We start from the raw sequence: 22,934 nt of genomic DNA, 5'->3' as shown, positions 1-22,934 counted from the left end.
TCTTAAAAATTTAAATCAAACCCAAAGGAAAATTGTTTCGGCTGCGGGAAAAGGGAAAATACATCCGGATCTATGTCGTGTTGCGTTTTCTTCCAGATAATCCCCAGGTTTCTGGCGTAAAAGAAAATCCGAACATCGGCTAGCTTTAATTTCTGCGCCATACTTAGTGGAATCCTATACGACAGACTGACGTCCTGCAACCTTACGTGTGATGCATCCTCATATACAATATCACTACTGGCATAAACCATATCCCTATAGGTATTCGCCTGATTCGGCATTGAAGGTACATTTGTTTTCTGCTCATCTCCGGGCGATTGCCAACGATTCAAAAAATCCATATTATTTAATTTCGAGGCTCCCAGTAGATTGCTATACTCTATTGTCGAACGTCTAAAAACATGCCCCGCCTTCCATGAAATATTGGCATCAACAGTAAACTGCCTAAAAGAAAGACCATTTCTCCATGCACCAAAATAGGGTGAAATTGCCAGTCCTATCTTGTTGTATCCTTCAAATCCGAGGTTATTAAAATAACTGTCGTAATCGATACCTAGCTCTCCATCAACTAGGACAGTAGGATTGCCTTCAGTATCCAATCCATACCAAGGAACAGAATAGAGCTGGTCCTTTGAATTTCCTTCTACCACAGGCGGTAAGGTAGAAAGATAGTTCAAAATAGGCAGATTGGTCTTGGTATAATAACTGGTCACGATGTTTCTACTTACACTGAACAGTACCGTACTTTGCCAGGTCACCTGACCGCGTACAGGCATCATATTCAATTCTATATCCATTCCCGTTGTACGTAAATCTGCGTAATTCCGTCGGTTATCGACGTTAAAACCTCCCGCTCCTGTAGAATAAAATCCTTTCGTAGGATCCAATAGATCTTCGCCGATTAGATTGGAACTGTTCTTCCTGTACCATTCGATGCTCCCACCAAACCTTTTATCGACTGTATTAAAATCAACACCAAAATTTATTGTTTCCACTTTCTCCCAGCTCAGATCAGGATTGCCGACACTTACAAGATTGCCCTGCGGCTGCCCCGTTATACTATTGAGCGCTCCATATCTAACGGTGGGAAGCGAAGAAAGAGTGCGGAATGAATTTCCGTTCCAACCATAGGTAGCCCTGAGTCTCAGCTGTGAGAACCAATTTTGTAAGTTGGATAAAAATGGTTCTTTAACCATATTCCATGCTGTTCCAACCGACCATAACGGAACACCCTTTTGATTGAAATCGACACCATATATATTGGAAGCATCCCAACGTAAACTTGTATTCAGAAGATATTTATCCTGGAATGAATAACCAAAGTTAGCGTAGTAAGAAAGAAAACGATCCGTTATCTCGCTCCCGGAGCTATTTCCATTTTCTATCCTTGATGATTGATTCGGGCGCAGGGGATAGGCCTTATTGAAGTCCAGCGCTGTTACATGTGTCAATAATTCATCATTGTATCCGTACAATCTGGAATTTCCCTGATTTTTAACGACATCCTCGCGCAGTTCAACACCCGCAATACCGTTGATAAAATGTGTACCGGATATGTCCTTATTAAAATTAAGCTGGAGTCTCCCGTAATTTGATGCGAACGAAGACATACCTCTATCCAATATCCCGCCCAACGGTACTGGACGTGATCCGTCAGCCTGCGTGAAACGGTTGATCAGATGACGGGCGTAATAGGATTCCTTTGAATAATGGTTTCTATTGGTAGACCAAGAATTTTGATATTGATACCTTCCTTCTATTTTCAAAAAATCCCTAATATTATAGGTCAATGCCGTATTGATCCTGATTTCTTTACGATCAGAAGTGTTGTCTGCCAGTTCGAGTTCGTCGAGAGGCCGGTACTCCCAGTCTACTAGCCCATTCACTATGGCCTGCTCTGTATACGCTTTTCTATTGTTTCTCACTACAGGGAGCGGATTGCCAGATTGATCGGCCAACTGCATATACACATAGGGGTTACCGCCCATTCCTATCGGTGCAAGATCCATCAATCCTATCCCATTCTGCGTCGATCTGCTCTGTACAAAGTTCAGCGTATTGCTCAGGAGTAGATCAGGTGTCAGATTGATTTCATTCCTGGCCATAGTGGAAATCCTTTTGTTGTTGTCTCCGACCTGTAGCTCTTTGTTATCGTCCAGCCCGAACGAGAGATAATATCTATGTTTTGCCGTTCCACCCTGCGCATTCAAACCGTATTGCATATATGTTAGCGGCCTGTAGAGATACCTGAACGCATCATTTCTTACATCAAATGCTTTTAACTGCTCCAACCTTGAATTCGCCGTCATGGAATCCATCGTGCCTTCCTTCAGCGCAAATAGTATTTCAACGGCGGGAGTAAATGCTGTCCAGTCATTTTTCTGGTACAGCCCTCTGTCAAACAGCATTTTTTCCAATTCGACAGCATCATGGGCAGGGATGAATCTCCGATCATAAAAAAGATCGGGGCGCTGTGATATTGTGGTATTCGCTTTAAAGCCGATACGGAAGGGGGAGGTCGCTTTACCGTGTTTGCTCGTTACTACGATAACACCATTGCCCGCGCGTGCACCCCAGATCGCGGCAGCACTGGCATCTTTAAGTATTGTCACACTCTCCACGTCATTTGGGTTGATATCATTGAGATTACCTTCGTATGGAAAATTATCCAAAATTATCAACGGCGAGCTTTCACCGTGGATCGTACTCAATCCCCTAACCCGTAGATCCGGCTTTGTCGATGGCGCGTCGGTAGTCTGCAACCTGTTGAACTGCAGTCCCGCAACCATTCCCTCCAGACGGCTTATGATGTCCGGACTTACACTCCGGTTCAACGCGTCGTTATCGAGGTGACTGAAAGATCCCGCAGTTCTCCCCTTTGCTATGTCCTGGTAACCTGTCTGGATTAACACCTCTTCGATTTCGTATGAACGTACTTTGAGGTGAACCTCAACGTTCTGTTTCGGTTCCCAGACAACTGCAAACTGTGGTTCATAATTCAGGGATTCAAAAATAAGCGTATCGGGAATGTTCGTAAGGGTAATGACAAACCCTCCTGCTATGTTTGTCTTTGTGCTCAAAAGTCCCTTTTTCGCATGAATGTTCACTTCCGACAATGGCCGGTTCTCTTCTGAGAAAACATGTCCGGTGATCTGGGACCTGACGGAATCACACAACAGCAGGAATATAATCGAGATAAAAATAGTTTTTACCATGTCTCCTCCCCGCTATGTGTCCAATCCAGATTTAACGGTAGTACAACGGTCTCACCTTTAAGTATTTTTTCCACCTCTTCAATATTGTATCCCTTTAGACCGGTGATAGCCATTACTTTGTTGTCCGAAATCCAGACAATACGGCTTACCACCGGACGTGTATAAAAAACATCGCTTAACATGGAAGAACTTTTCTCGGATATAGATGGTAGTACCCAGTCACGTTCATTCATATAAACGGATAGATTATCTTTTTCTCCGATATGCACACCCAACGCGGCTAGCTCATTTGGGTAGCGTGTTGCAATACTATCCCATTTGATAATGGATTTAACACATGGCGCACACCATGTCGCCCAAAAATCCAAAATTATCAGCTTCTTATCGCGATAATCATTCAATGTGATCGTATCCTTACCGCCCGGATGATTCACCACCTGCAATGGCAGATTCCAAAGCTTCTCGGGGATTGTATCCCCTATCTGCAACGGCTGCATTTCTTCTGCCCCGATCACAGCCCGCTCTCCAGCGGACTGCGCCCGGGCCTCACTAAACAACACACATATAAGACCTAGTACGAAGCTGAACAGCGTTCGGCTTCGGTTATTTTTTGATTTGAAAAGATGGGATAGCCGCTTCAAATAACACAGTCCTCTCCCACCCCCATAAAAATTCTTCATTTTTTAAGGTTTTTAGGGTGTGACCTGTTCCTACTGCCTTCGCTAGATCCTAACAGCGCTATTCATCTCTACCCAAGCCTAAAGCTCAGGCCACCTATAAATAAATTGATTGATAATCCATCGGAATGCCTTTCTACTTATCATAATTGGTAAAACGGTTTTCATTTTAGCATTCACCGATTTTTAGGAATGTCCGCAAACACGGACAAGCCCTGCGAAGCTACTCCGGGGCTGAGATAATGTTTTTTTGAAATTGCTTTTTATGGCTCATACTCGTTGTGGTTAACGAGTCTCGAATATTAAGAAGCAGGGGAATAGTCCGCTCCACACTTTGCGATCTTAGTTGACACCCAAGGACAAAGGCTTCACAGCAAGACCATCCCCTGCCAATCCTGCAAATATAGAAAAAAGCAGGGAAATGGTGAGTATCTTGCCGTCTCGCGCCTTGGGTGTCAACTTCGATCTACGAGACTCTTAAATATATTTTATATTACTTATATCTTACTTTATATCATATAATAATTTTCTTTATCTATAATACAAATATAAAAATTATTTTAAAACAAACAAATAATTAGTCAATTATAAATGATTTCATTTTGTGTATTTGTCAAATGAAATCATTCTTTGGTGAAAATTTAAGGACAATGAGAAAGAGCTTAAACCTTTCCATTAAAAGGTTTTCGGAACTAACTGGAGTCTCACAAGCAACAATAGTGAATGTCGAACAAGGACACACCGGTCTAAAAATAGAAACTATGGAACGCCTTATAAGTTTTACGAATTTCACAGTTGAAAACGTCAGATCTCGCGAATTTAAGATTCCGTCTGATCTTCAGTCGCAGTTGTTTATGATGCATAGAAACGATATGGAAAAAAGGGAGTATTTCATGAAGAAGCCGAAAATATTAGATGTTATAGACAAAGAACTGATAAATAGCATTTTTTTCAAATCACCTAGAGAAATTAATGATATAGTGGCATATTTTGCTGATATGGGCTGGAAGATATTGGGCACATCTCTACAGAATGAGCTGAAAAAACACCCAGATGTTCAAATAGATCCGCATCCAACAAAAAAGAAGACAAATCTTTATAAAGCCAAGAAATGAAAACGAAATTGCTTTGAATACTAGCTACAGGAATATTTATTACGCCGGCTCGTGCCGGAATCTTTCCGGTATTTCCAATAAAGGTTATTAAAGCCTACCGTTAAATCAGCTTTAGTTATAAATCAAAGGCCGGTCTATACAAATTGCTGGCACGCGGACTTTGTCCCGTGCCTAATTAAGATTGAACGACAACAGTCCACTCTGCCGGCGCTAGCCAAAACAAATACATTCGGTATCTGATACAACAAAAAACAGCCGCTCGGGATATCCGAACGGCTGGTTACATAATATCTATAAAGAAAAGTATTACCTATTTTTTGCTTTTAGCGAGATCTTTACGTACTTTCTTGACAAACTCAAGAGACACCTCGGCAAAATCTACGATAGCTTCATCAGACCAATCGTGTTGAATAATCAGTTTTTTGACAATCTCAGAGTTCTTAGCCACTATCCCTTTTTCGATCCCTTGCTCGAGTCCTTGCTCGAGTCCTTGCAATAATCCTGCTTGTCGTTCTTGTTTTTTTAATATTTCTATTACACCCATGTCTATTGTGCCTCCTGTCACCTGATAAATATATGAATCAAATATACGATTTATTTGCTTATCTTCTATAAAGATAAAATTTTTAAGAAACCCTAAAAAACTGATAATACGGTCCTTATCATATTTCTTGCTGCCCAGAAGTGCCCGGGCGATCGTGCTCCGGTGCTCCGAGAGCTCCTCTTCGGCAACCTTCCCCTCCAACAGTGCTTTCTGGCACGCAAGAACGATGTAACCAAAGATATTATCTGTCTTTAGCAGTTCCTCCTCCGAATTATCAAAAATATGGTACGACAGGTAACGGAATTCGATGGACGTGCGGATACCTTCGTGTCGGTACATCGACGAACGCCGCTGCCGATGACTGCCCGTAAATACAGCAATACTCTCTACGGGAACTTCATAGCGGTCTAAAATCCTGTAGTGGTACTGGAAAAATCGAAATGGAAAATCCCTACTGCTCCCGCCTTCGATCTCTACATTTACCAGAATCCACTTTTCGCTACCATCTCTAAGATATACTTTTACCAAAAGGTCTGCTAGACAGTGACCTAGCTGAACTGTATGGCGTGGAAACTAAGCGTCTTAATGAACAGGTACGCAGAAACACTTCCCGATTTCCAGAAGATTTCATGTTTGCTTTAAATCAAGAGGAGATTGAAATCTTGAAGTCGCAAATTGCGACTTCAAGTTGGGGCGGACGAAGAAAAGCCCCCAATGTATTTACAGAACACGGTGTCCTAATGTTATCAAGTGTGCTTAATAGCGAACAAGCTATTCAAGTGAATATACAAATCATGCGGATATTCGCTAAGATACGTCAATATCTTGCCGACAACACTGAGGTAAAGTTGGAAATAGCCGAAATCAAATATACCATACAACAGATCGCCAAGAAACAGAGAGGTCACGATCAGAATATTGAACTGCTCTTTGAATACATCGACCGCTTGCAGGATACTACACCTTCCCCCTCTTCTAAAAATGTAACAGTGGTAAAGGGATTTGGTGTTGGGAACAAGAAGCAATGAGGAAGTACGAGAAAATAAGCATCATTTCGCAAAAGCAAGATGATTACATTTCACTTACTGATATGGCTAAGAGCCAAATGCAGGAAGCCATTATCATAAAATGGCTCACGCTCAAAAGCACTATAGAATATATTGGCGAATGGGAAGCTTTGTACAATCCCAATTTTAATTATAAAACGCCTATCTTGGCTACGAATGGTTCTGACTATTCTTCTACGATCAAGACCTCCATATATAATTTATAGACTAAATTCCATAATTGATCAAAGTGCATTTCCCGATTATTACATAGCTGTACTGTATCTTCTAGTATATCATGGAAATCCGGATCAATTTGAACGATCTTATCTACGACATCATTCAGATAATCAATTTGAATCTTGACAGACCATTTCTGTATTTCTTCCATTTTGCGCGTGATTTCCTGATCTTCGCTTATTCTATGGAAGACTAAGATGTCAGTAATATTCGCAAATTTATATTTTTTTGAAGCTAACGTGGTCCAAAGCTTATAGTCTTCAGCATATTTATAATCCTGATGATAACAATGAAATATTCCCGCTTTCAAAGGCATTGCCTTGATTAGTTCAGCTTTCATCATCGTAGTCGAATTATTAAAAGGACTGCGGAACAACATCTGCAACAAAATATCTTCATTAGACAAAGGTTGCTCCACATATCCCGCAGATGCTCCGAAAAGCTCCATCCAACCTCCGCATACATCTATTTCAGGGTGAGACTTCATATATTCATATTGGATCTTTAGTCTATCTATAGACATCATATCTTCTGCTTCCATTCTGGCAACGTATTTGCCTTTTGCCGCAGTCATTCCCAAATTCAGCGAACCTATAAAATCATGAACATTGTCTATCAATTGAATACGATTATCTTTAAAAGTTTTGACTTTATCGACTGTATCATCAATAGATCCATCATTGACAATGATAAGTTCAAAATCAGAGAAGGATTGAGTAAGAATACGCTCTATACATTCTTCGATATATAGAGAAGCATTGTATGCAGAAATAACCACACTAATTTCAGGATTGTTCTTTCCCATAATAAACTATATTTTAAAATGTACTGGTCTACGGATTGTGAAGCAGTCCCCGCTCCCTGCAGATATCCGTTTCAAACAACTCTTACTTAGACGAAGAATTTTCGCATTACTAAAATGACAATTTTCCATCACGGGCTACTTGAAAATGATTTCGTAAATAACATTTAGAAAACAGTAAGTCTATATATTTGTTAAACTGCACTGGTTTGAATATGTTATATATCCTATTTTGTTCCTTTAACATGCTCACCACCATTTCGATTCCATCAATTTCAAACTCGGAGACTTTGGCGTTGGTCATCAAGCGTGTAAAATATCTTTCTTCGTCTTCGGAAAGACAAAAACCTAATTTTTTCAAATATTTGACACGAACCAAATTAGCATACTGGGCTTGCTTTAAATGGTGTGCAGAAGATATTTGTTTTTCGTGTCTCCTATATTCCAAGAGCTGTTCCGGTATATTGACGATTTTACCTTTGCGTGCTATATCGCATATCAAATTATAATCCGCAGCATAGTAATACTCTTCACTATAGTAATTAACCTCTTCCAATATCTTTTTATTTAGCATTAGTGTCGGATGGACTACGACATTATTTTTAAGCAATGAGAGCTTGATAAAATCATAACTTTTTGGTGTAGTAAAGCAGGTACTTGAATTACCGACAATTTTAAAAAAACTGCCACAGGCCAGGATGGAGTCATCGCTTTCCATACGTTGAATCTGCGTTTCTATACGATGAGGCAATGCGATATCATCGCTATCCATCACGCATATATATTTTCCCGAAGCAATTTTACAGCCCTCGTTCCTACGAAAATAGTTACCTTTATTTTCGTTAGAATCTATAAAATTTATGCGGGAATCTCTAATACTTCCTATCAGTGAAGCCGTGTTGTCCGTGGAACCATCATTTAAGATGATAAATTCAATGTTTTTGTAGGTTTGAGACAAAATACTTGAAATTGATTCTTCCACATAGACCCCCATATTATATACGGGCATCACAATTGTAACAAGCGGTGTTTTCATAGGCAATTATATACTATTACGATTTAAAATAAAAGTTAAAAGCATAACCATTAGAATTTTAATGACTTAGTCAGGTTAGACCAGATTCGTTTAAACATAGATTGATCATCGGTAATAATCTCCGCATCAGCATAAATACCCGGCTTCAATTTAATCAGGGAGTCTTGGGCTGTTCTTATTAGCGAAACCTTAGAAAAGAAAACACTGTCTTTCATCGGAATATCAGAGATATAGTCTATTTTACCCCTCAGATAACCGTATTCCTGATAAGGGTAACTTCGAACCTTTATCAACACCTCCTGTTTCAGTTTGACTTTTGAAGAGGTGGATTGGGGTATATACATCTCACCGTAATAATCTTCCTTGCCGGGATTAATATAAAACAATTCCTGCCCCGCTGTGACATACTGGTTCTCCTGCAGAAAATTTCCATAAATAAGTTTCCCTTCCTGTGGTGCTGTAAGGATATACTGTTTTTTCCAGTTCTCTGCATCCGAGATAAAACTGTTCAACGCCTGTACAAACATCCTCTCCTGCTCCCATATCTGATTCTGCAGCTCGGATAGCTCCCTGTTCTTGGACAATAGGTTGCCCCGGTTGCTGATAAGATTATTTTCGGTTTGGGGTATGATCTGTAACTTGGACAAGAGCAGAGCCTCCTTCTGCTGCAACTCCAGTGGACTGATTACTTTCTTTTCTGCAAGCAACCTATATTTTTCCAGTTCAGCCTCCGCCAGTTCGAGTTCTTTTTTCTGCAGCTCGTAAGACTGCATGATACGTTCGTTCTGGGCGTTTACATTCGACACCTCATCGTTAAGGAGATTTTTACGTTTCTGATATATTCCCTCGGTATGGATGGCCTTATAATTGAGATAGGCAGAGTAGAAGGACTGATAACTTCCCTGCAGTTCGCCGAGATTCAATGTATTGGGCGGAATAATATTTTCCAGATCATAATTTTTACCATCTGCATTACGGATTTCCTTCACCTTGTTTAAAAGGGTCAGTACATGCCCGTGATCTGCTGTACTCTCGATATACGCGATGCCCTGCTCTGGTTTTACCCATTCTCCATCGGGGACTAACAACCTGATCAGGTTTCCATTGACTTTGTTAACGATGACCTTCGGTGCATTTGTCGTATTGATCTTCAGTGTACCGTGCACTACTTCGGGATACTTGACAAATACAGACAGCCCGATAATCAACATGACCGTGAGCAGCACAAATGAGATCCCTCTTTTCAGCAGCCAGGAGGGTGGCTTGGAAATAATATCCTGTAGATCTTCCGAATGGATATCTTCATCGACCAGTGTTTTTTTTGCCATCTGTTTATGCTCTCTTTAGTTACCCAACTCCAATTGATTTTTGACCAGCTCGTAATATTTACCTTTCAGTTCGGTAAGCTGGTTGTGATTCCCCTGTTCCACGATATCCCCCTTTTCCAGTACAATGATATTATCTGCATTTTTGACCGTGCTCAACCGATGAGCCACAATGACTACAGTCCTGTTGTTGAAGAATGTTTCGAGGTTATCGATAATGACCCGTTCATTGTTGGCATCCAGCGAATTTGTCGCCTCGTCCAGAAAGATAAACTCGGGCTGTTTGTAGACTGCCCTTGCGATCAGTAACCGCTGTTTTTGACCCTGGCTAATGCCCTTTCCCGCTGTACCGATTTTCGTTGCAAGACCAAAAGGCTGCTCGGTAATGAAATCGTCCAGATTGGCGATGCGGATAGCTTCCTGTACTTTTTCAGGTTGCGGCACTTCTTCTCCGACAGCGATATTGTTTTCAATGGTATCGGCAAAGATATGGCTGTCCTGCATGACCATACCACAGGCGGCGCGCCAGGTATGCTGGCTAATCTGATCGAGCCGCTTTCCTCCCACAGTGATTTCGCCTGCTTCGTAATCGTAGAAACGCATCAATAACTTTAAAATAGTAGTCTTGCCGCTACCGCTCATCCCTACGATGGCGGTCGTCTTTCCTTCGGGGAAGGTGAGGTTCAGTTTGTTGAAGACAGGTTCGTTGCCCGCGCCAAAATACCGGAAGGTGAGGTTTTTGATCTCTATATCTTTCTTTTCGGGGATCCACTGCAAGTAATCCTTCTCCAGACTTTCTTCTTCTTCGGTCTCATATATTTCGTTCAGACGTTCCATACTGATCTTGGCATCCTGATAGGACTGCATAAAGCCCAGTAACTGTTGTACAGGATTACTCACCATACCCACGATGTACTGTATGGCCATCATACCCCCCAGTGTAATCTCGCCATCGATTACGGCCTTGGCAGATATGTAGGTGATCAGGATGCCCTTGGCCTGGTTAATGGCCATGGATCCGATGGACTGGTACTGCGAGAGCGCGAGGCTCCTGACCTTGAATTTGAACAACCTGGCCTGCAGGGTCTCCCATCCCCATCGTTTCTGTTTTTCGGAATTGTTCAGCTTGATATCCCTTATACTCTGGATCATCTCGACCATATAGGTCTGGTTGTCCGAAGAAATCTTGAACCGTTTATGATCCAATTCGCGCCGGACTTTCATAAAGGCCAGAATCCATAAGGTGTACAGTACCGTAGCAATAAAGAATATGAGGAAAATAAGCTTGTTATAAATAATGAGCAATCCTCCAAAAACCAGCATATTGACTATCGAAAACAGCGTATTAAGGGTATTGCCTGTCAGAAATGACTCTACCCGCTGCTGATCGCCCATCCGCTGCATCAGGTCACCGTGTGTTTTCAGGTCAAAGAAATTCATGGGGAGCTTCATGATCTTGATCAACAGGTCGGTCAGGATCGAAATATTGACACGCGTACTGATATGCAACATGATCCAGGAACGGATAAAGGAAACTGCCGTTTGCCCGATGAACAGCATCAGCTGCGCAATCAGGATCAGGTTGATAAAGTTGATATTCTTGGTATTGATACCGATATCGACTACCGACTGGGTCAGGAACGGGGTGACCAGTTGCAGGATCGTACCGAGCAACATGCCTAGTAGCAGTTGTATAAAAAGCTTTTTGTATTTATAAAAATAGGTAAATACCTTACTCCATTTCAGTGCAAGCTGGGGCTCTTCCTCGTCAAGCTGGTAAAAATCAGGGCCAGGGCTCAACAGCAGGGATAATCCCTCATGCAGTTCTTTCGTGGAAAACCAGTTTCTGCTGAATTCTTTTTCATCATAGGAAACCAATCCGGTCGCGGGATCGGAGATATAGTAGCGTCCTTTTTTGATTTTATACAGGACGACAAAATGGTTTTGGTTCCAGTGCAGGATGCAGGGCAATTCGACTTCACTGAGCTGTTCCAGACTTAGCTTGACACCATAAGTACGGAAACCCAGCTTTTCTGCGGCTTCGGAGATACCCAACAGGTTGACCCCATTTTTGGTGGTCTGGCAGAGCTTACGGATCTTGTGGATGGATACCAGCTGTCCGTAGTATTTGAAAACAATACGCAGGCAGGTGGCACCACAGTCCATCTGATCCATTTGCTTATAATGAGGGAAGCGTTTCAGCACGTTTTGTAATTTAAATTAGTACCGATGCCTTTTCGCCATACTTTACAATTTCAAATGATTTCACATTCGTAAAAAGAGTAAATAGCAGTTTCTTTCCTTCTGCTCCCGCCCAGCAATCCAGTTCAAATGGTAACGTCAGATTATCTCGATCAAAATTATGTACTAAGTTAGACCAGCAGTCTATTTCACTGATAGGATTTACATTTACCGTTTCCCTTCTGCCATTTAATAATTTACTTAATCTACTCACCCAATGAGGATTATCATACTGTTGCACACATAGTAACAACTTCGCTATATCTAGTGTATGTACATCTAAATTTTCGGCTTCCTCCAAAAAATCAAGGACTTTCTCGATTGTTGTATAGAAAGCCTCTTCAACCAAACTTTCGCTCACACACGTTTTTGTTAGAAAACTGTATTTTACTACTATTTCAACCTTGTCGGATATAGTGGCATTGGAAACCGTGCCCTCCAATAAAAAAGCGTTCAATTTTTCCAATAACAATTTCATGGATTCAAAATGTACAAATCTGCGATAGAAATGAGCAGTCGGAGCCTTATTCACCAAGCGTTGTTGGTAATAGGTAATGAAATCTAATACCTTGTCAACACTTGTGTCTTTTTCTAAAATTTCTTTTATAGCGAGCTTATAAATGGCATCATCTATATCTTCCAAAATTTCGTCCGGATCACCACTCATAAACTCTTTATCGATCAGGAATGCGATTAGCCATCCCAACCCCAGTAACCCCCGCTCGAAACCATAATCTTCACTTTCAACAACTTGCTCTGCCCATTCGTCCAACAGTTCGCTTAATGAATCCTCCCCTTCGGCTAATACGTAGCTCGAAAAAATATCAAATGTTGTATCTTCTTTCATAATCAGGTTTTATAAGATATTAAACACGGCCGGAATCTGTAATACAATACCCTCTTGTGGTGTCAGATCACCTTCAAACAACGTATCGATTTGAGTATTTCTTTCTGTTAATATTTCTGAGAAATTTATTAGAAAAATAAACTTGTCTTCTTTTGATTCAAGGATATTGAATTTGCCTTTGTTTAATTCCAACAATTCCATATCCAATATTTTAGAGAACGTTTCCACAAATAAACTGTCGACTTTATAAATATTTTGTACTTTGAACGATAGCCATTCCATATTTTTTGTGGTGGCATCCCCTAACATATTAGCAACAGCAGAAATATCCGGCATATACTCCAATGGCAGCCATAATAATTGCCGGTATCCTTGTGCGATTACATGCTGCAGTTTTTCTTTATTCTGAATGGTATTATCGGGAGTAATTTCACAAGTTATTTCTTGTGCATATAGATATACATCGATATCCAGATTCTTTACAATATACTTTTCGAAAAGCCGCCAGGATTCCAATCTTTCCGGGTTTAGTATATCTGTATGCACCACTATGCAGGATTCTGAGTAGGATTTTCGACTTGCGTCCAGCTCTTTTTTCCTATCACGGATAAGTTCCACAATTTTATAGCTACAATTGGTATCCGGAATTTCCAGCAAAGTATCATCATACCAGGGCGTATAATTCAAATACTCCGTCTTTTTGAAAAACTTGTCTTTTTCTTTGATATTACCCGAATAATGTTGGATAGCCAATCTTTCCCAATCTTCGATCGGATTGTACGGCCATGAGAATGCCATTTCGGGATGTATTTCCACTTGCTTATTTTCCAGCCACAGGTTCCAGAGCACAGCCCACATATCCGCACACCAGGCTTGGATACCTCGTTTTTTGCTACGAAATTCTTTTTTGTCTGGGTATTCTTTCTCCCAAAGTTGTCGGTTATAATCCCGCATGGCGATAAACAACTCCTCAGCATCCCGCTCTATCTTCGCCCAAAAATCAGCAGTTATACCTTTGAGAATATACTGCGCTCCTCCGGTCTGCTTGTTTTCCCGGATAAGCCTATCTTTCTCCATTCCTACTATGGATAGCATGCGGTCGAGCATATTTTCATCACTTGTAGATCTTATGTAGTTAATATCCAAATAATTTCGGGTGTCGGAGACATAGCAGGTATCATTTTCTTCCACATTGTCAATATGGGGAATCCGTGAAAACAAAATATCCGAATCATGGTACATCAATGTTCTATCCTTTAGCTCGGGGTATGCAGTGAAATGTTGCCGGAGTATATTGGGACGGACCGAAGATGTATATTCAGGCTTGTCGCGCTGGTCTTCGTAGACAAAAAAAGTCGCCAAATGTGCATTGTCCTTCATGAATTGTTCAAAATTTGGGTTTAACCCCAATACTTTGCTATAAGCTGCCAATACCTGGATATTATCTCTTGAAATACCCAAATCCCGTAGGTTTCGCAATTGGATTTCCAATTGCCAGATAAAATAAGTCGTATCGGGTTGTGCGGATATATATATCATTGTCCAAAGATTAATTTTTTAAAGCGGCTAATCTGAGCTGAACGTGTTTTTCCATCTAAACTGTTTTTTATGTTTCAGACAATAGATTATATCTATTAAAGTATCCTCTATCCGATGCACATTTTTAATATAAAACTACTGATTCTTAAAATCATCCATCAGATACCACAAGCTATATGGATTGTCAGGATAGTGTGAGATCAGCTCAAGGTTTTAAAACATGTTATAGGTCAAAGATTTCTGAAAGTTTATCTTTAAGCTTTGAAAAACCCTCAAAGCCAATAACCTTTAAAATGATTTGTCCTTCTCTGTCTATCAGTATAAATGTGGGATATGCACGTATATCATATTTTTTTATAAGATTATTGTAATTATTAAATTCCCATGGCTCTCTGATATGATGCCAATTCATGTCATGTTTTTTTATCAGTGACTTTAGCTTGGGAACGTCGGCATCCTTATCAAATGCTATACTTACAATTTCAAACTTATCCGAATAAGCAGCTGCTAAATTTTTTAAAGCCGGTATACTCTCGACACAAGGCTGGCACCAGCTCCCCCAAAAATCCAACAAGGTGTATTTTCCTTGAAAATCAATCAGTTGCACATTCCTTCCAGTTATCAAATCCTGTCTTTGGAAATCAGGAGCAAGAGCAGAATATCTCCCGGTATAGATGAATTTTAATTTATTTCCATCCAGCTCGACCTTATACCTCCCTCTATCTACAATGACGGTGTCACCAACGTAATACATACCTGCTGCTTGGAGAGAGTCTCTTATTTCTTTAAAAACAAACGAAACCTTCCTGCGTCCTTCTCTATCTAGTAAATATTCCTTTAACCTGACAGTATACTCTTTGCCGTCTACAATAAAATATCCTTCTTTATACCAGGCTTCGGTAAAGGTGTACTCCGGTTTTACACCTCTAATCGTCACTCTATTGTCAAAGGCTCGAAGTTGGTAAGGTATATATGAAATCGAAGTGTCACTATTTACTGTCTGTCTCCTACGGATAGGTACGATAGGGTAAGAAGATGTCTCTGGAGTAAATCTGTGTACGACATTGTTGGTAAAGTCAAAATCGAAATCTTCATCAATGCAAATTTTTCTATTAGATACACTATCCGCAGTCATCAATACGAATAAGGAATCTTTGAGATATGATATATGTGTATTATCATTACTGAACGTTATGAAGAAGAGTGACGATGTATCGCCTTTGTTAGTGGTATTATATCTAAATTTTTTTAGCAAAAGAGGGTTTGCTTTACTTAAGGGGTGTACAACATCTCCTATTTTCCCTAAACCAATTCTTTCTTCCAAACCTACGGAGAAGTCTTGCGACATTGAAAACTGCACAGACAAAAAAACAGTGAATATTATACAAACAAAAGATCTCATTTCTTATTATTACTTGATTATAAAGTTCATTATTGAATGAAATACTGGCAAAGTCCCCTTTACCAGTATTTCTTTTTGCTACAAATGTGATTTTGACATTCTATTGTTCTTAGAACCCATTTCACTTTTAAGTTGAAATAGGTATTGGCTCGCAATTTGAATCATTATTACAAAGAACATTGGAGCCATTTCCACATACTACGCCTACATCATCTATAGCTGAACATGGAGAACAATCAGCAGTAACATCGTATGATTGCTGATTAGAATCAATTATCCTGTAACCAGAAGGACAAGTGCACGTAGCTGAGCAAATTGCCGGAACAGTGGTTTCGCCACTATATCCCCCCAATACATTCCTCAACTGTGTTCTGGACAGTTGCTCTACCTCTTTGATGTTGAGGTTTTTTAGACTGATCTTCTTGTTCATTAATTTGTGTATTAATTTATAATTGATGTTCGCTCACTCCGGAACTTTTATCGCACTAACTTTTATTTTTCAAGTTACGAAACCGACCTGAAAATAGAGACTATTATACACCAACACCCCCTTCCAATACACGAACGCACTATTTTGCCTCCAATAGATTCTTCAAAGGTAAAAGAGACCTTTTTCTGATTAATAAGATTCAATATATGGATCTGATGCTACGACGGATTACCAGTTGCCAGATAAAGTAGATGCAATCGGGTTAGACAAATAGGTAAAGCATGTCAATCTAATCAAATCGGGCAGTTTTAATTTGATTTACAATAAATCCAAAATTATTTCCATTTGAAATGATTTCGCCTTTTTGGTTCAAGAGTATATAATACGGTATACCTAATATTTCGAAATTCTCTTTTAAGAAATTGTAATTGGTGTCTGCTCACTCCGGATTGCTTGAATTCCCACATTACACCACTTCAATACAACCAACATCAATTGGCTAGCATTAACTCATCTAGTTTCTGTTTTACATGATGAAAATCATGTAGTCCACAGCTTCTATAAACTATTTTGCCTGACTTATCAATAATGACTGAAGTAGGATAACAAGAAATACTATATTGATTATCAATACTCAAAGGCTTATCATATTCTGTAAAAACATGTAGCCAATCCATATTTTCTTTTTCTATAATACTCATCATCTTCTCAAATTTTCCCCTTTTATCACATCCGACACTTAAAATGACTAAGCCTTTGTTGTGATAGGTTGAATGTAATTCTCTGATTTTTGGTATTAGTTCAATACAAGGGTGACACCAAGATCCCCAAAAATCAATTAAAATATAATTGCCTTTTAATGAATGTAAATCAAAAATTTCACCTGTGATTGTTTTGCTAACAATATTTTTAGCAAATTCATTTTCCCTAACTCCATATATCGGCCCCGAAATACTTTGATAACTAATCCAAGACTTCTCAAGATATGGTGATACAGAATCGATCACAAATTGTGTTCCGTCTACAACAATTGTATCATGTAACCTATGAGGGGGATTATGCTTACTTGGCTTAAAAAATTCATCACCCTCTCGAACGATATAACAGCTAAACATACTCTTGGCATGAAATGCTGACACCTGCCCCCGAACAAACAAATGGTAAGTATTTCCTAAAACGTTAAAATTTGCCACTCGATCGTAATTCGACTCAACAAACAAATGCCAAATAGAATCCTGAACGTTCGGGTAATTAGCTACACGATTAAAAACCACTGGTTTCAATAGAATTTCTTTTTCCATACCTGGATATTTGACTTGGATCGCGGGTATAGCTCGCATAGTGCTATCTTCACGTTCCTTTTGATTACTTTGAATATCCGAGTCAAAAGTATAAACATACTCATCTTTCAGGTCTCTGTCAAAGTCCGTATCAAAGATTACCTGCCGTTTGCCAGAATTTGTTACTCCGTAAAAAATCATTAACGGAGGCAATTCATTTGAAAAAGAATGTATCTTAACCTTGTAGCTTTCGATATCTGTTGGGATATTACTTAGTTTTACCGAATCTGGAGCAATCCAAGTAACCGTACGAGATCCAGAAAAAACCAAACTATCGGTTAAGTTTGTCAGTTTAACAACAATGCTATCTTGTGCTAAAGCCGTCAATGGAAAGAAGTACAGAAAAAGGATGAAAATCTTTTGCATATATCTATCTTAATATAAGAACTGACTTTTAGGATCTTAGGTCCATAAGTCAGTCCAATTTAGTCAATTCAACGTACTAACACTTATATGATATACCGTCACATGCAATAGAAATCACTTGTACACCTTCATCATTATGCGTTTTATGAGTACAATCTCCTGTCGGCGAAGTACACGAGTATAATCCACTAGGGCAAGTTACAGTACAACTACCTGGACTTTCTGTCCCGGTTGCGTCAGTCTCAGTTGGCCCTGTACCTCCGGTAAAGCCCCCCAATACATTCCTCAACTGTGTTCTGGACAGTTGCTCTACCTCTTTGATGTTGAGGTTTTTTAATGAGAATTTTTTATTCATCTCTATAAAAATTTATGTTTAAATTTGTAATCTGCTCACTTCAGATTACTTGGTTTAACGCTGAAAGAGAAATTGTGAGCTCTCTTTGCCCGGGTCTGCTTGCAATCTGCCCGGGCATCTTTTTTTTCTACGTCTAGAAAAAGCTCTTTAACTCTGCTATACGGTAGTTCACCGCCATTGATAAATACGGTGGGCGCAGCACGTATAGTTTATCGCGCTAACTTTTATTTTTCAAGTTACGGAACCGACCTGAAAATAAAAACTATTATACACCAACACCCCCTTCCAATACACGAACGCACTATTTTGCCTCCAATAAATTCTTCAAAGGTAAAAGAGACCTTTTTCTGATTAATAAGATTCAATATATGGATCTGATGCTACGACGGATTACCAGTTGCCATATAAATTAGATGCAATCGGGTTAGACCCGATAGGTAAAGCATGTCAATCTAATCAAATCGGGCAGTTTTAATTTGATTTACAATAAATCCAAAATTATTTCCATTTGAAATGATTTCGCCTTTTTGGTTCAAGAGTATATAATACGGTATACCAAATATTTCGAAATTCTCTTTTAAGAAATTAGGGGTTGATAAAAGGCTTAACCAGGGAAGACTATCCTTTTGTACAGATTCTACCCATGCTTCTTTGAATGTATCAATGCTTATTGAGACAAAAGTTGTTTGAGACTTAATTTGTTCAAATATCTGTTTGTAATATGGAACGCTATTTCTACAAGGAATACACCATGACGCTCCAAATATTAATAATGTATAGGTATTATCAGTCAATAGTGTTTTGATCGTTAACTTATCTCCTGACATAGTTTCCAACTTATTGTTAACTAAAAAGTCTCCTTTAGATTTTAATTCAACCTCTGCCTTGATTTCACGTTGAATGATCAATCCCTTATCACTATTCCGAAGTCTATCCGTAAAACTATTGAAATACGATAAAACATTCTTTAGAGAAGTCCCATGAGTCTCATGAAACAAAAACTCCAATAAATAGAAGGAATCAGTATAGGGTGGTACAAAAACATGATTGATAGTATCTTTATAATCTTTCAATTCAATTAAAGAATGCCCTCTACGATAATTAAATATATTTTTTTGCATATCAAATTGACTCTTATCTGATTTTATTACCAGACTAAATTTTGTTGATATAACTGTATCCGTCACACTTTGTATTCTAACTGGGGTTGAATAAAAATCAAATTGTGGGTTGCTATGATATGATTTTTCATGAATTTTATAAGACAAACCCTCTCTGTTAAGATAAGTTATATCCATAGAAGCAAAAGATCCCTTTATTATTTTATTTCTATAATACAATTTATGCTTAGGTGTAAGTCGGACCGTATCCCTAACTGTGATGACTTGACTATAGCCTGAACTACCCAAATTTGGATCATATTTGGCTTTGGTAAAAGTAAGTACTAAAAGACTGTCTATATGCACATGTGGTAAGTGGGCTATAAGCAAATAGTTGTTCCTACATCCATAATTAAGTAATAATATAGTTATTAAAACAATAATCTGAACTATTTTTAATTGCTTCATAATTTATACTTGATATTTTATTCTTCCGAAAAGTAGAGATTGCAAAGTTGCAATCTCTATTAATTATAATCCAGGATACTACCCCCAACAATTACTTAATGTCGCATAGCTAGCTGCATCTACCACATCACAATAACAAGAAACGGTAGTGCCAGAAATTTCCATTGTACATTTTCCTGTTTTAGAATGCACCACTCCTTCACTAGTCCATATTGCTGTGCACGCCTCGTCGTGCCTTTACGTATAGCCACACTCTCTATACCGTATTCCGACAGCACATCTTTGATACTTAATAAGGAAGGCGAATCGACGTGTGCCTCTATCGCATTCGCAAGGTACAATTGTGTGTGTCTTATATGAAAAAAGTCAAGTATCTTGGTACAAACGAGTAATCCGTCACTTTGACGTTTAGGTTTGGGTCTATACATATTGATTCGGTTTATTATATAATCGTATCGTTAAAAAAATTAAGTCCTGACACATTGATAACCTATCATTGTACCGCCAACTTTTGCTTTACCCCAAGTTGCGAAATCTACCTGAAAATAAAAATCAAAATACACCAACGCTATCTCCTAGTACACGAATGGCAATTTTCAAAGCTTAAGTCTGTTTCGTAGTCACCTTCTCTTTGGATGACTGATCTGCAGTTGCTCGATATGATAGGGTCATGTGCTTATTAACTTATCGAACATTGCAGATAACCATCGATATAACCGCAAGAGCCTACTTTACAATCTGATGTTGTACAGTTGTGTCCTATATTTTCACATCTTACCGTGCAGCCAGGAATTGTAATCGAATCAGATGTTGACATAAACCCGCCTAGCACATCTTTTAGCTGTGAACGGGATAATTGTTCGACCTCGCTCAGGTTAAGGCTTTTCAAAGAAATTTTTTTCATAATTATTTTATTTATTTGTAATCCCTCAAATATTTGCTTAATATGGCAACTAGAAAACTAAAATACACCAACGCCTGCTCTCAGTACATGAAACTCGCCATTATGATGACAAAACGAACAAAAATAATTTTGATGCACTTAGGAATATGGGCGATATATTGGTGTGTGGAATTATTAAAGCTCTCCTTTGCTTTCAATAACGTTTTTATTGAAAGGAATTTACTAACCGAAATAATAATCAATCTGTTATCGGGCACGGCATTTTTCTATGCTCTGATCTTATTTGTTTTTCCACCAAAGGCAGATCGTATACAGGTGTTTCAACTGCTTTGGCGACTGGCACTGGCATGGCTGGTGTGCATGGCACTCCGGCGCTGCGGCATACTATTGATGGCAGAATGGATAGACTTCAAAAGTCCGGTTGTTACCAATCTCAAGTTTTTTTTCGTAAGTGGCTTCGATCTCTTTACCCGATTTGGGATATATGCAGCTTTGATCTGGTTTTTCCGCAGACAAGGAGAGCTACAGAAACAAATGCTTCAAAAAAAGCTGGAAGAAGAGAAACTGAAACACGAATTGCTGGAAACGAAGCATGCTGTTCTGAAAGCGCAGATCAATCCTCATTTTTTATTTAACATACTCAATTTCATCCATTCAAAAGCAATTTCTGCTGATGACCATGTCATTGACAAAACGGTGCTGCTGTTGTCGGATATATTGCGCCATTCGTTGCAGGATCACAAAAGTGATCATCCCGTACTGGTTAATGACGAGCTGCTGCATATCAAAAAATTAAACGAGCTGAACAGCTTGCGTTTTAACGGGAAGTATTATTTTAATATCATAGACGAGGGCGCTGCATATCAAAATAAAATCCCCGCTCTTATACTGTTGACATTTTTTGAAAACGCCATGAAATATGGTATTTTTAATGACCCGCAATATCCTGTCGTATTGCATGTAAAGCAATCGCCAGACCTATTGGAAATTGATATGAAAAATAAAATAGATAATACAACATCAACAAATAAGAAAGAGCGACACGCCATAGGTAAACGCTATATCAACAATATATTGGATAAATTTTACAAAAATAATTGTATATTAGAATACCATAACGATGGTGTGTTTTATATCGTGAACCTAAAAATTATCAAAGAATGATTAACTGTATCATCGTAGATGATGAAGAGCACGCCCTTGAGGTAATCCGGAATTTTTGCAAAAAAATACCTTATCTTAACATCATAGGCGAATTTAGCAACCCGCTCAAGGCTGTCTCATTTATAAATTTACATAGCAGCGAAATAGATTTGGTCTTTCTGGATATAGAAATGCCTCACTTTTCTGGAATTGATTTTTTGAAGGCTTATTCTTTTTTTCCGAACGTTATTATGGTAACAGCTTATACCGATTTTGCGCTAGACTCCTATCAATATGGTGTAGTAGATTATCTGCTCAAGCCTTTTTCTTTTGATCGATTCTCCATGGCTATCAACAAAGTACGCGAAAAGCAGAAAAAAAATAAGGCTATTTTCAAAAATATACAGGAAGAAGAAAGACATATACTCTATCTAAAAATGGAACGAAACAAATACATCAAGCTAACGTACGCAGAAATAAAACATATCCAAGGTGCAAAAAATTATACCGTCATACAAACAGCAACGGAAGCAATTGTCGCATCCGAAAGATTGAATGAGCTGGAACAGCTGTTGCCTCCAAATTGTTTTCTTCGGACACACAAGTCCTTTATTATCAATATGGATCATTTTGAATCTCTGAAAGGGAACCGTATCCAATTAAAGGGTACAGATGACGATCTCCCTTTAGGCGCTACTTATCGTCAGGGTTTTCTGGATTATATCAATGAACAAATGCGATCAACAGTGGAAAAGAAACTTGCAAAATAAATTCTATATTGCATCCAACTTCAATCGCA

The 22,934-nt window shown here is 39.0% G+C and carries 21 protein-coding genes; 5 read left to right on the top strand and 16 right to left on the bottom strand.

Annotated features, from left to right (window positions below; translation table 11 throughout):
• Positions 1-2: 2 nt before the first annotated feature.
• Both E4F24_RS05195 and E4F24_RS05190 read right to left on the bottom strand, forming a co-directional pair.
• Entirely contained in the window at positions 3-3,215 is a 3,213-nt protein-coding gene (locus tag E4F24_RS05195) for a SusC/RagA family TonB-linked outer membrane protein (RefSeq protein WP_140937593.1), read from the bottom strand.
• A complete protein-coding gene (locus E4F24_RS05190) occupies positions 3,209-3,895 on the bottom strand; it encodes a TlpA family protein disulfide reductase (RefSeq protein ID WP_140937592.1) in 687 nt (228 codons plus the stop codon). Before E4F24_RS05190 ends, E4F24_RS05195 begins: the two co-directional genes overlap by 7 nt.
• 614 nt (positions 3,896-4,509) lie before the next feature.
• On the opposite strand from E4F24_RS05190, the gene E4F24_RS05185 reads away from it, so the two are divergent.
• A complete protein-coding gene (locus E4F24_RS05185; RefSeq protein WP_140937591.1) occupies positions 4,510-5,007 on the top strand; it encodes a helix-turn-helix domain-containing protein in 498 nt (165 codons plus the stop codon).
• A 310-nt stretch (positions 5,008-5,317) separates the two neighbouring features.
• On the opposite strand, the gene E4F24_RS05180 is transcribed toward E4F24_RS05185, so the two are convergent.
• On the bottom strand, positions 5,318-6,079 hold the full coding sequence (locus E4F24_RS05180; RefSeq protein WP_140937590.1) for an RpnC/YadD family protein: 762 nt from the start codon (positions 6,077-6,079) through the stop codon (positions 5,318-5,320).
• On the opposite strand from E4F24_RS05180, the gene E4F24_RS05175 reads away from it, so the two are divergent.
• Both E4F24_RS05175 and E4F24_RS05170 read left to right on the top strand, forming a co-directional pair.
• A complete protein-coding gene (locus E4F24_RS05175; protein WP_140937589.1) occupies positions 6,067-6,579 on the top strand; it encodes an ORF6N domain-containing protein in 513 nt (170 codons plus the stop codon). The genes E4F24_RS05180 and E4F24_RS05175 overlap by 13 nt on opposite strands.
• Positions 6,576-6,824, top strand: a complete 249-nt coding sequence (locus E4F24_RS05170; protein ID WP_216629130.1) for a KilA-N domain-containing protein — start codon at positions 6,576-6,578, stop codon at positions 6,822-6,824. Before E4F24_RS05175 ends, E4F24_RS05170 begins: the two co-directional genes overlap by 4 nt.
• Here E4F24_RS05170 and E4F24_RS05165 read toward each other — a convergent pair.
• The 13 genes from E4F24_RS05165 to E4F24_RS14120 form a co-directional block, all read right to left on the bottom strand.
• Positions 6,785-7,642, bottom strand: a complete 858-nt coding sequence (locus E4F24_RS05165; protein WP_140937588.1) for a glycosyltransferase family 2 protein — start codon at positions 7,640-7,642, stop codon at positions 6,785-6,787. The genes E4F24_RS05170 and E4F24_RS05165 overlap by 40 nt on opposite strands.
• 109 nt (positions 7,643-7,751) lie before the next feature.
• Entirely contained in the window at positions 7,752-8,675 is a 924-nt protein-coding gene (locus E4F24_RS05160) for a glycosyltransferase family 2 protein (RefSeq protein WP_140937587.1), read from the bottom strand.
• 50 nt (positions 8,676-8,725) lie between these two features.
• Complete coding sequence (locus E4F24_RS05155) at positions 8,726-10,003, bottom strand: HlyD family secretion protein (RefSeq protein ID WP_140937586.1); 1,278 nt, start codon at positions 10,001-10,003, stop codon at positions 8,726-8,728.
• A 15-nt stretch (positions 10,004-10,018) separates the two neighbouring features.
• Entirely contained in the window at positions 10,019-12,205 is a 2,187-nt protein-coding gene (locus tag E4F24_RS05150) for a peptidase domain-containing ABC transporter (protein WP_317130735.1), read from the bottom strand.
• A gap of 10 nt (positions 12,206-12,215) precedes the next feature.
• Positions 12,216-13,088, bottom strand: coding sequence for a hypothetical protein (locus tag E4F24_RS05145; RefSeq protein ID WP_140937585.1), 873 nt, complete (start codon positions 13,086-13,088; stop codon positions 12,216-12,218).
• A gap of 9 nt (positions 13,089-13,097) precedes the next feature.
• Positions 13,098-14,627: a hypothetical protein gene (locus tag E4F24_RS05140; RefSeq protein WP_140937584.1), complete on the bottom strand. Its 1,530-nt coding sequence runs from the start codon at positions 14,625-14,627 to the stop codon at positions 13,098-13,100.
• A gap of 223 nt (positions 14,628-14,850) precedes the next feature.
• A complete protein-coding gene (locus E4F24_RS05135) occupies positions 14,851-15,975 on the bottom strand; it encodes a TlpA family protein disulfide reductase (protein ID WP_181182366.1) in 1,125 nt (374 codons plus the stop codon).
• A gap of 181 nt (positions 15,976-16,156) precedes the next feature.
• Positions 16,157-16,459 (bottom strand): TIGR04149 family rSAM-modified RiPP, encoded by a 303-nt coding sequence (locus tag E4F24_RS05130; RefSeq protein ID WP_140937582.1) that lies wholly within the window; start codon positions 16,457-16,459, stop codon positions 16,157-16,159.
• Between the two features lie 491 nt (positions 16,460-16,950).
• Positions 16,951-18,165 (bottom strand): TlpA family protein disulfide reductase, encoded by a 1,215-nt coding sequence (locus E4F24_RS05125; protein WP_140937581.1) that lies wholly within the window; start codon positions 18,163-18,165, stop codon positions 16,951-16,953.
• Between the two features lie 76 nt (positions 18,166-18,241).
• Complete coding sequence (locus tag E4F24_RS05120) at positions 18,242-18,520, bottom strand: hypothetical protein (protein WP_140937580.1); 279 nt, start codon at positions 18,518-18,520, stop codon at positions 18,242-18,244.
• A gap of 452 nt (positions 18,521-18,972) precedes the next feature.
• Positions 18,973-20,088, bottom strand: coding sequence for a TlpA family protein disulfide reductase (locus E4F24_RS05115; RefSeq protein ID WP_140937579.1), 1,116 nt, complete (start codon positions 20,086-20,088; stop codon positions 18,973-18,975).
• Positions 20,089-20,207: 119 nt separating this feature from the next.
• Positions 20,208-20,516 (bottom strand): hypothetical protein, encoded by a 309-nt coding sequence (locus tag E4F24_RS05110; RefSeq protein WP_140937578.1) that lies wholly within the window; start codon positions 20,514-20,516, stop codon positions 20,208-20,210.
• A 251-nt stretch (positions 20,517-20,767) separates the two neighbouring features.
• Positions 20,768-20,992 carry a TIGR04149 family rSAM-modified RiPP gene (locus tag E4F24_RS14120; RefSeq protein WP_140937577.1) on the bottom strand — a complete coding sequence of 75 codons (225 nt, stop codon included), beginning with the start codon at positions 20,990-20,992 and terminating at the stop codon, positions 20,768-20,770.
• 42 nt (positions 20,993-21,034) lie between these two features.
• Here E4F24_RS14120 and E4F24_RS05100 point away from each other — a divergent pair, with 42 nt between their 5' ends.
• A complete protein-coding gene (locus tag E4F24_RS05100) occupies positions 21,035-22,156 on the top strand; it encodes a sensor histidine kinase (RefSeq protein ID WP_140937576.1) in 1,122 nt (373 codons plus the stop codon).
• Positions 22,153-22,905, top strand: a complete 753-nt coding sequence (locus tag E4F24_RS05095; RefSeq protein WP_140937575.1) for a LytR/AlgR family response regulator transcription factor — start codon at positions 22,153-22,155, stop codon at positions 22,903-22,905. Before E4F24_RS05100 ends, E4F24_RS05095 begins: the two co-directional genes overlap by 4 nt.
• Positions 22,906-22,934 lie beyond the last annotated feature (29 nt).

The organism is Sphingobacterium lumbrici (genome assembly GCF_006476045.1).
Lineage (GTDB): Bacteria > Bacteroidota > Bacteroidia > Sphingobacteriales > Sphingobacteriaceae > Sphingobacterium > Sphingobacterium lumbrici.
The sequence above is the reverse complement of the archived record's forward strand: the minus strand, read 5'-3'. Positions and strand labels throughout refer to the sequence as shown.

Bases quoted from the DNA above. Each gene is read 5' to 3' on its own strand.
- E4F24_RS05140 (WP_140937584.1), bottom strand. From the start codon at position 14,627: ATGATATATATATCCGCACAACCCGATACGACTTATTTTATCTGGCAA.
- E4F24_RS05160 (WP_140937587.1), bottom strand. From the start codon at position 8,675: ATGAAAACACCGCTTGTTACAATTGTGATGCCCGTATATAATATGGGG.
- E4F24_RS05120 (WP_140937580.1), bottom strand. From the start codon at position 18,520: ATGAATAAAAAATTCTCATTAAAAAACCTCAACATCAAAGAGGTAGAG.
- E4F24_RS05115 (WP_140937579.1), bottom strand. From the start codon at position 20,088: ATGAAGCAATTAAAAATAGTTCAGATTATTGTTTTAATAACTATATTA.
- E4F24_RS05170 (WP_216629130.1), top strand. From the start codon at position 6,576: ATGAGGAAGTACGAGAAAATAAGCATCATTTCGCAAAAGCAAGATGAT.
- E4F24_RS05185 (WP_140937591.1), top strand. From the start codon at position 4,510: ATGAAATCATTCTTTGGTGAAAATTTAAGGACAATGAGAAAGAGCTTA.
- E4F24_RS05125 (WP_140937581.1), bottom strand. From the start codon at position 18,165: ATGCAAAAGATTTTCATCCTTTTTCTGTACTTCTTTCCATTGACGGCT.
- E4F24_RS05165 (WP_140937588.1), bottom strand. From the start codon at position 7,642: ATGGGAAAGAACAATCCTGAAATTAGTGTGGTTATTTCTGCATACAAT.
- E4F24_RS05145 (WP_140937585.1), bottom strand. From the start codon at position 13,088: ATGAAAGAAGATACAACATTTGATATTTTTTCGAGCTACGTATTAGCC.
- E4F24_RS05095 (WP_140937575.1), top strand. From the start codon at position 22,153: ATGATTAACTGTATCATCGTAGATGATGAAGAGCACGCCCTTGAGGTA.
- E4F24_RS14120 (WP_140937577.1), bottom strand. From the start codon at position 20,992: ATGAAAAAAATTTCTTTGAAAAGCCTTAACCTGAGCGAGGTCGAACAA.
- E4F24_RS05135 (WP_181182366.1), bottom strand. From the start codon at position 15,975: ATGTCGCAAGACTTCTCCGTAGGTTTGGAAGAAAGAATTGGTTTAGGG.
- E4F24_RS05195 (WP_140937593.1), bottom strand. From the start codon at position 3,215: ATGGTAAAAACTATTTTTATCTCGATTATATTCCTGCTGTTGTGTGAT.
- E4F24_RS05110 (WP_140937578.1), bottom strand. From the start codon at position 20,516: ATGTATAGACCCAAACCTAAACGTCAAAGTGACGGATTACTCGTTTGT.
- E4F24_RS05190 (WP_140937592.1), bottom strand. From the start codon at position 3,895: ATGAAGAATTTTTATGGGGGTGGGAGAGGACTGTGTTATTTGAAGCGG.
- E4F24_RS05130 (WP_140937582.1), bottom strand. From the start codon at position 16,459: ATGAACAAGAAGATCAGTCTAAAAAACCTCAACATCAAAGAGGTAGAG.
- E4F24_RS05100 (WP_140937576.1), top strand. From the start codon at position 21,035: ATGGCAACTAGAAAACTAAAATACACCAACGCCTGCTCTCAGTACATG.
- E4F24_RS05155 (WP_140937586.1), bottom strand. From the start codon at position 10,003: ATGGCAAAAAAAACACTGGTCGATGAAGATATCCATTCGGAAGATCTA.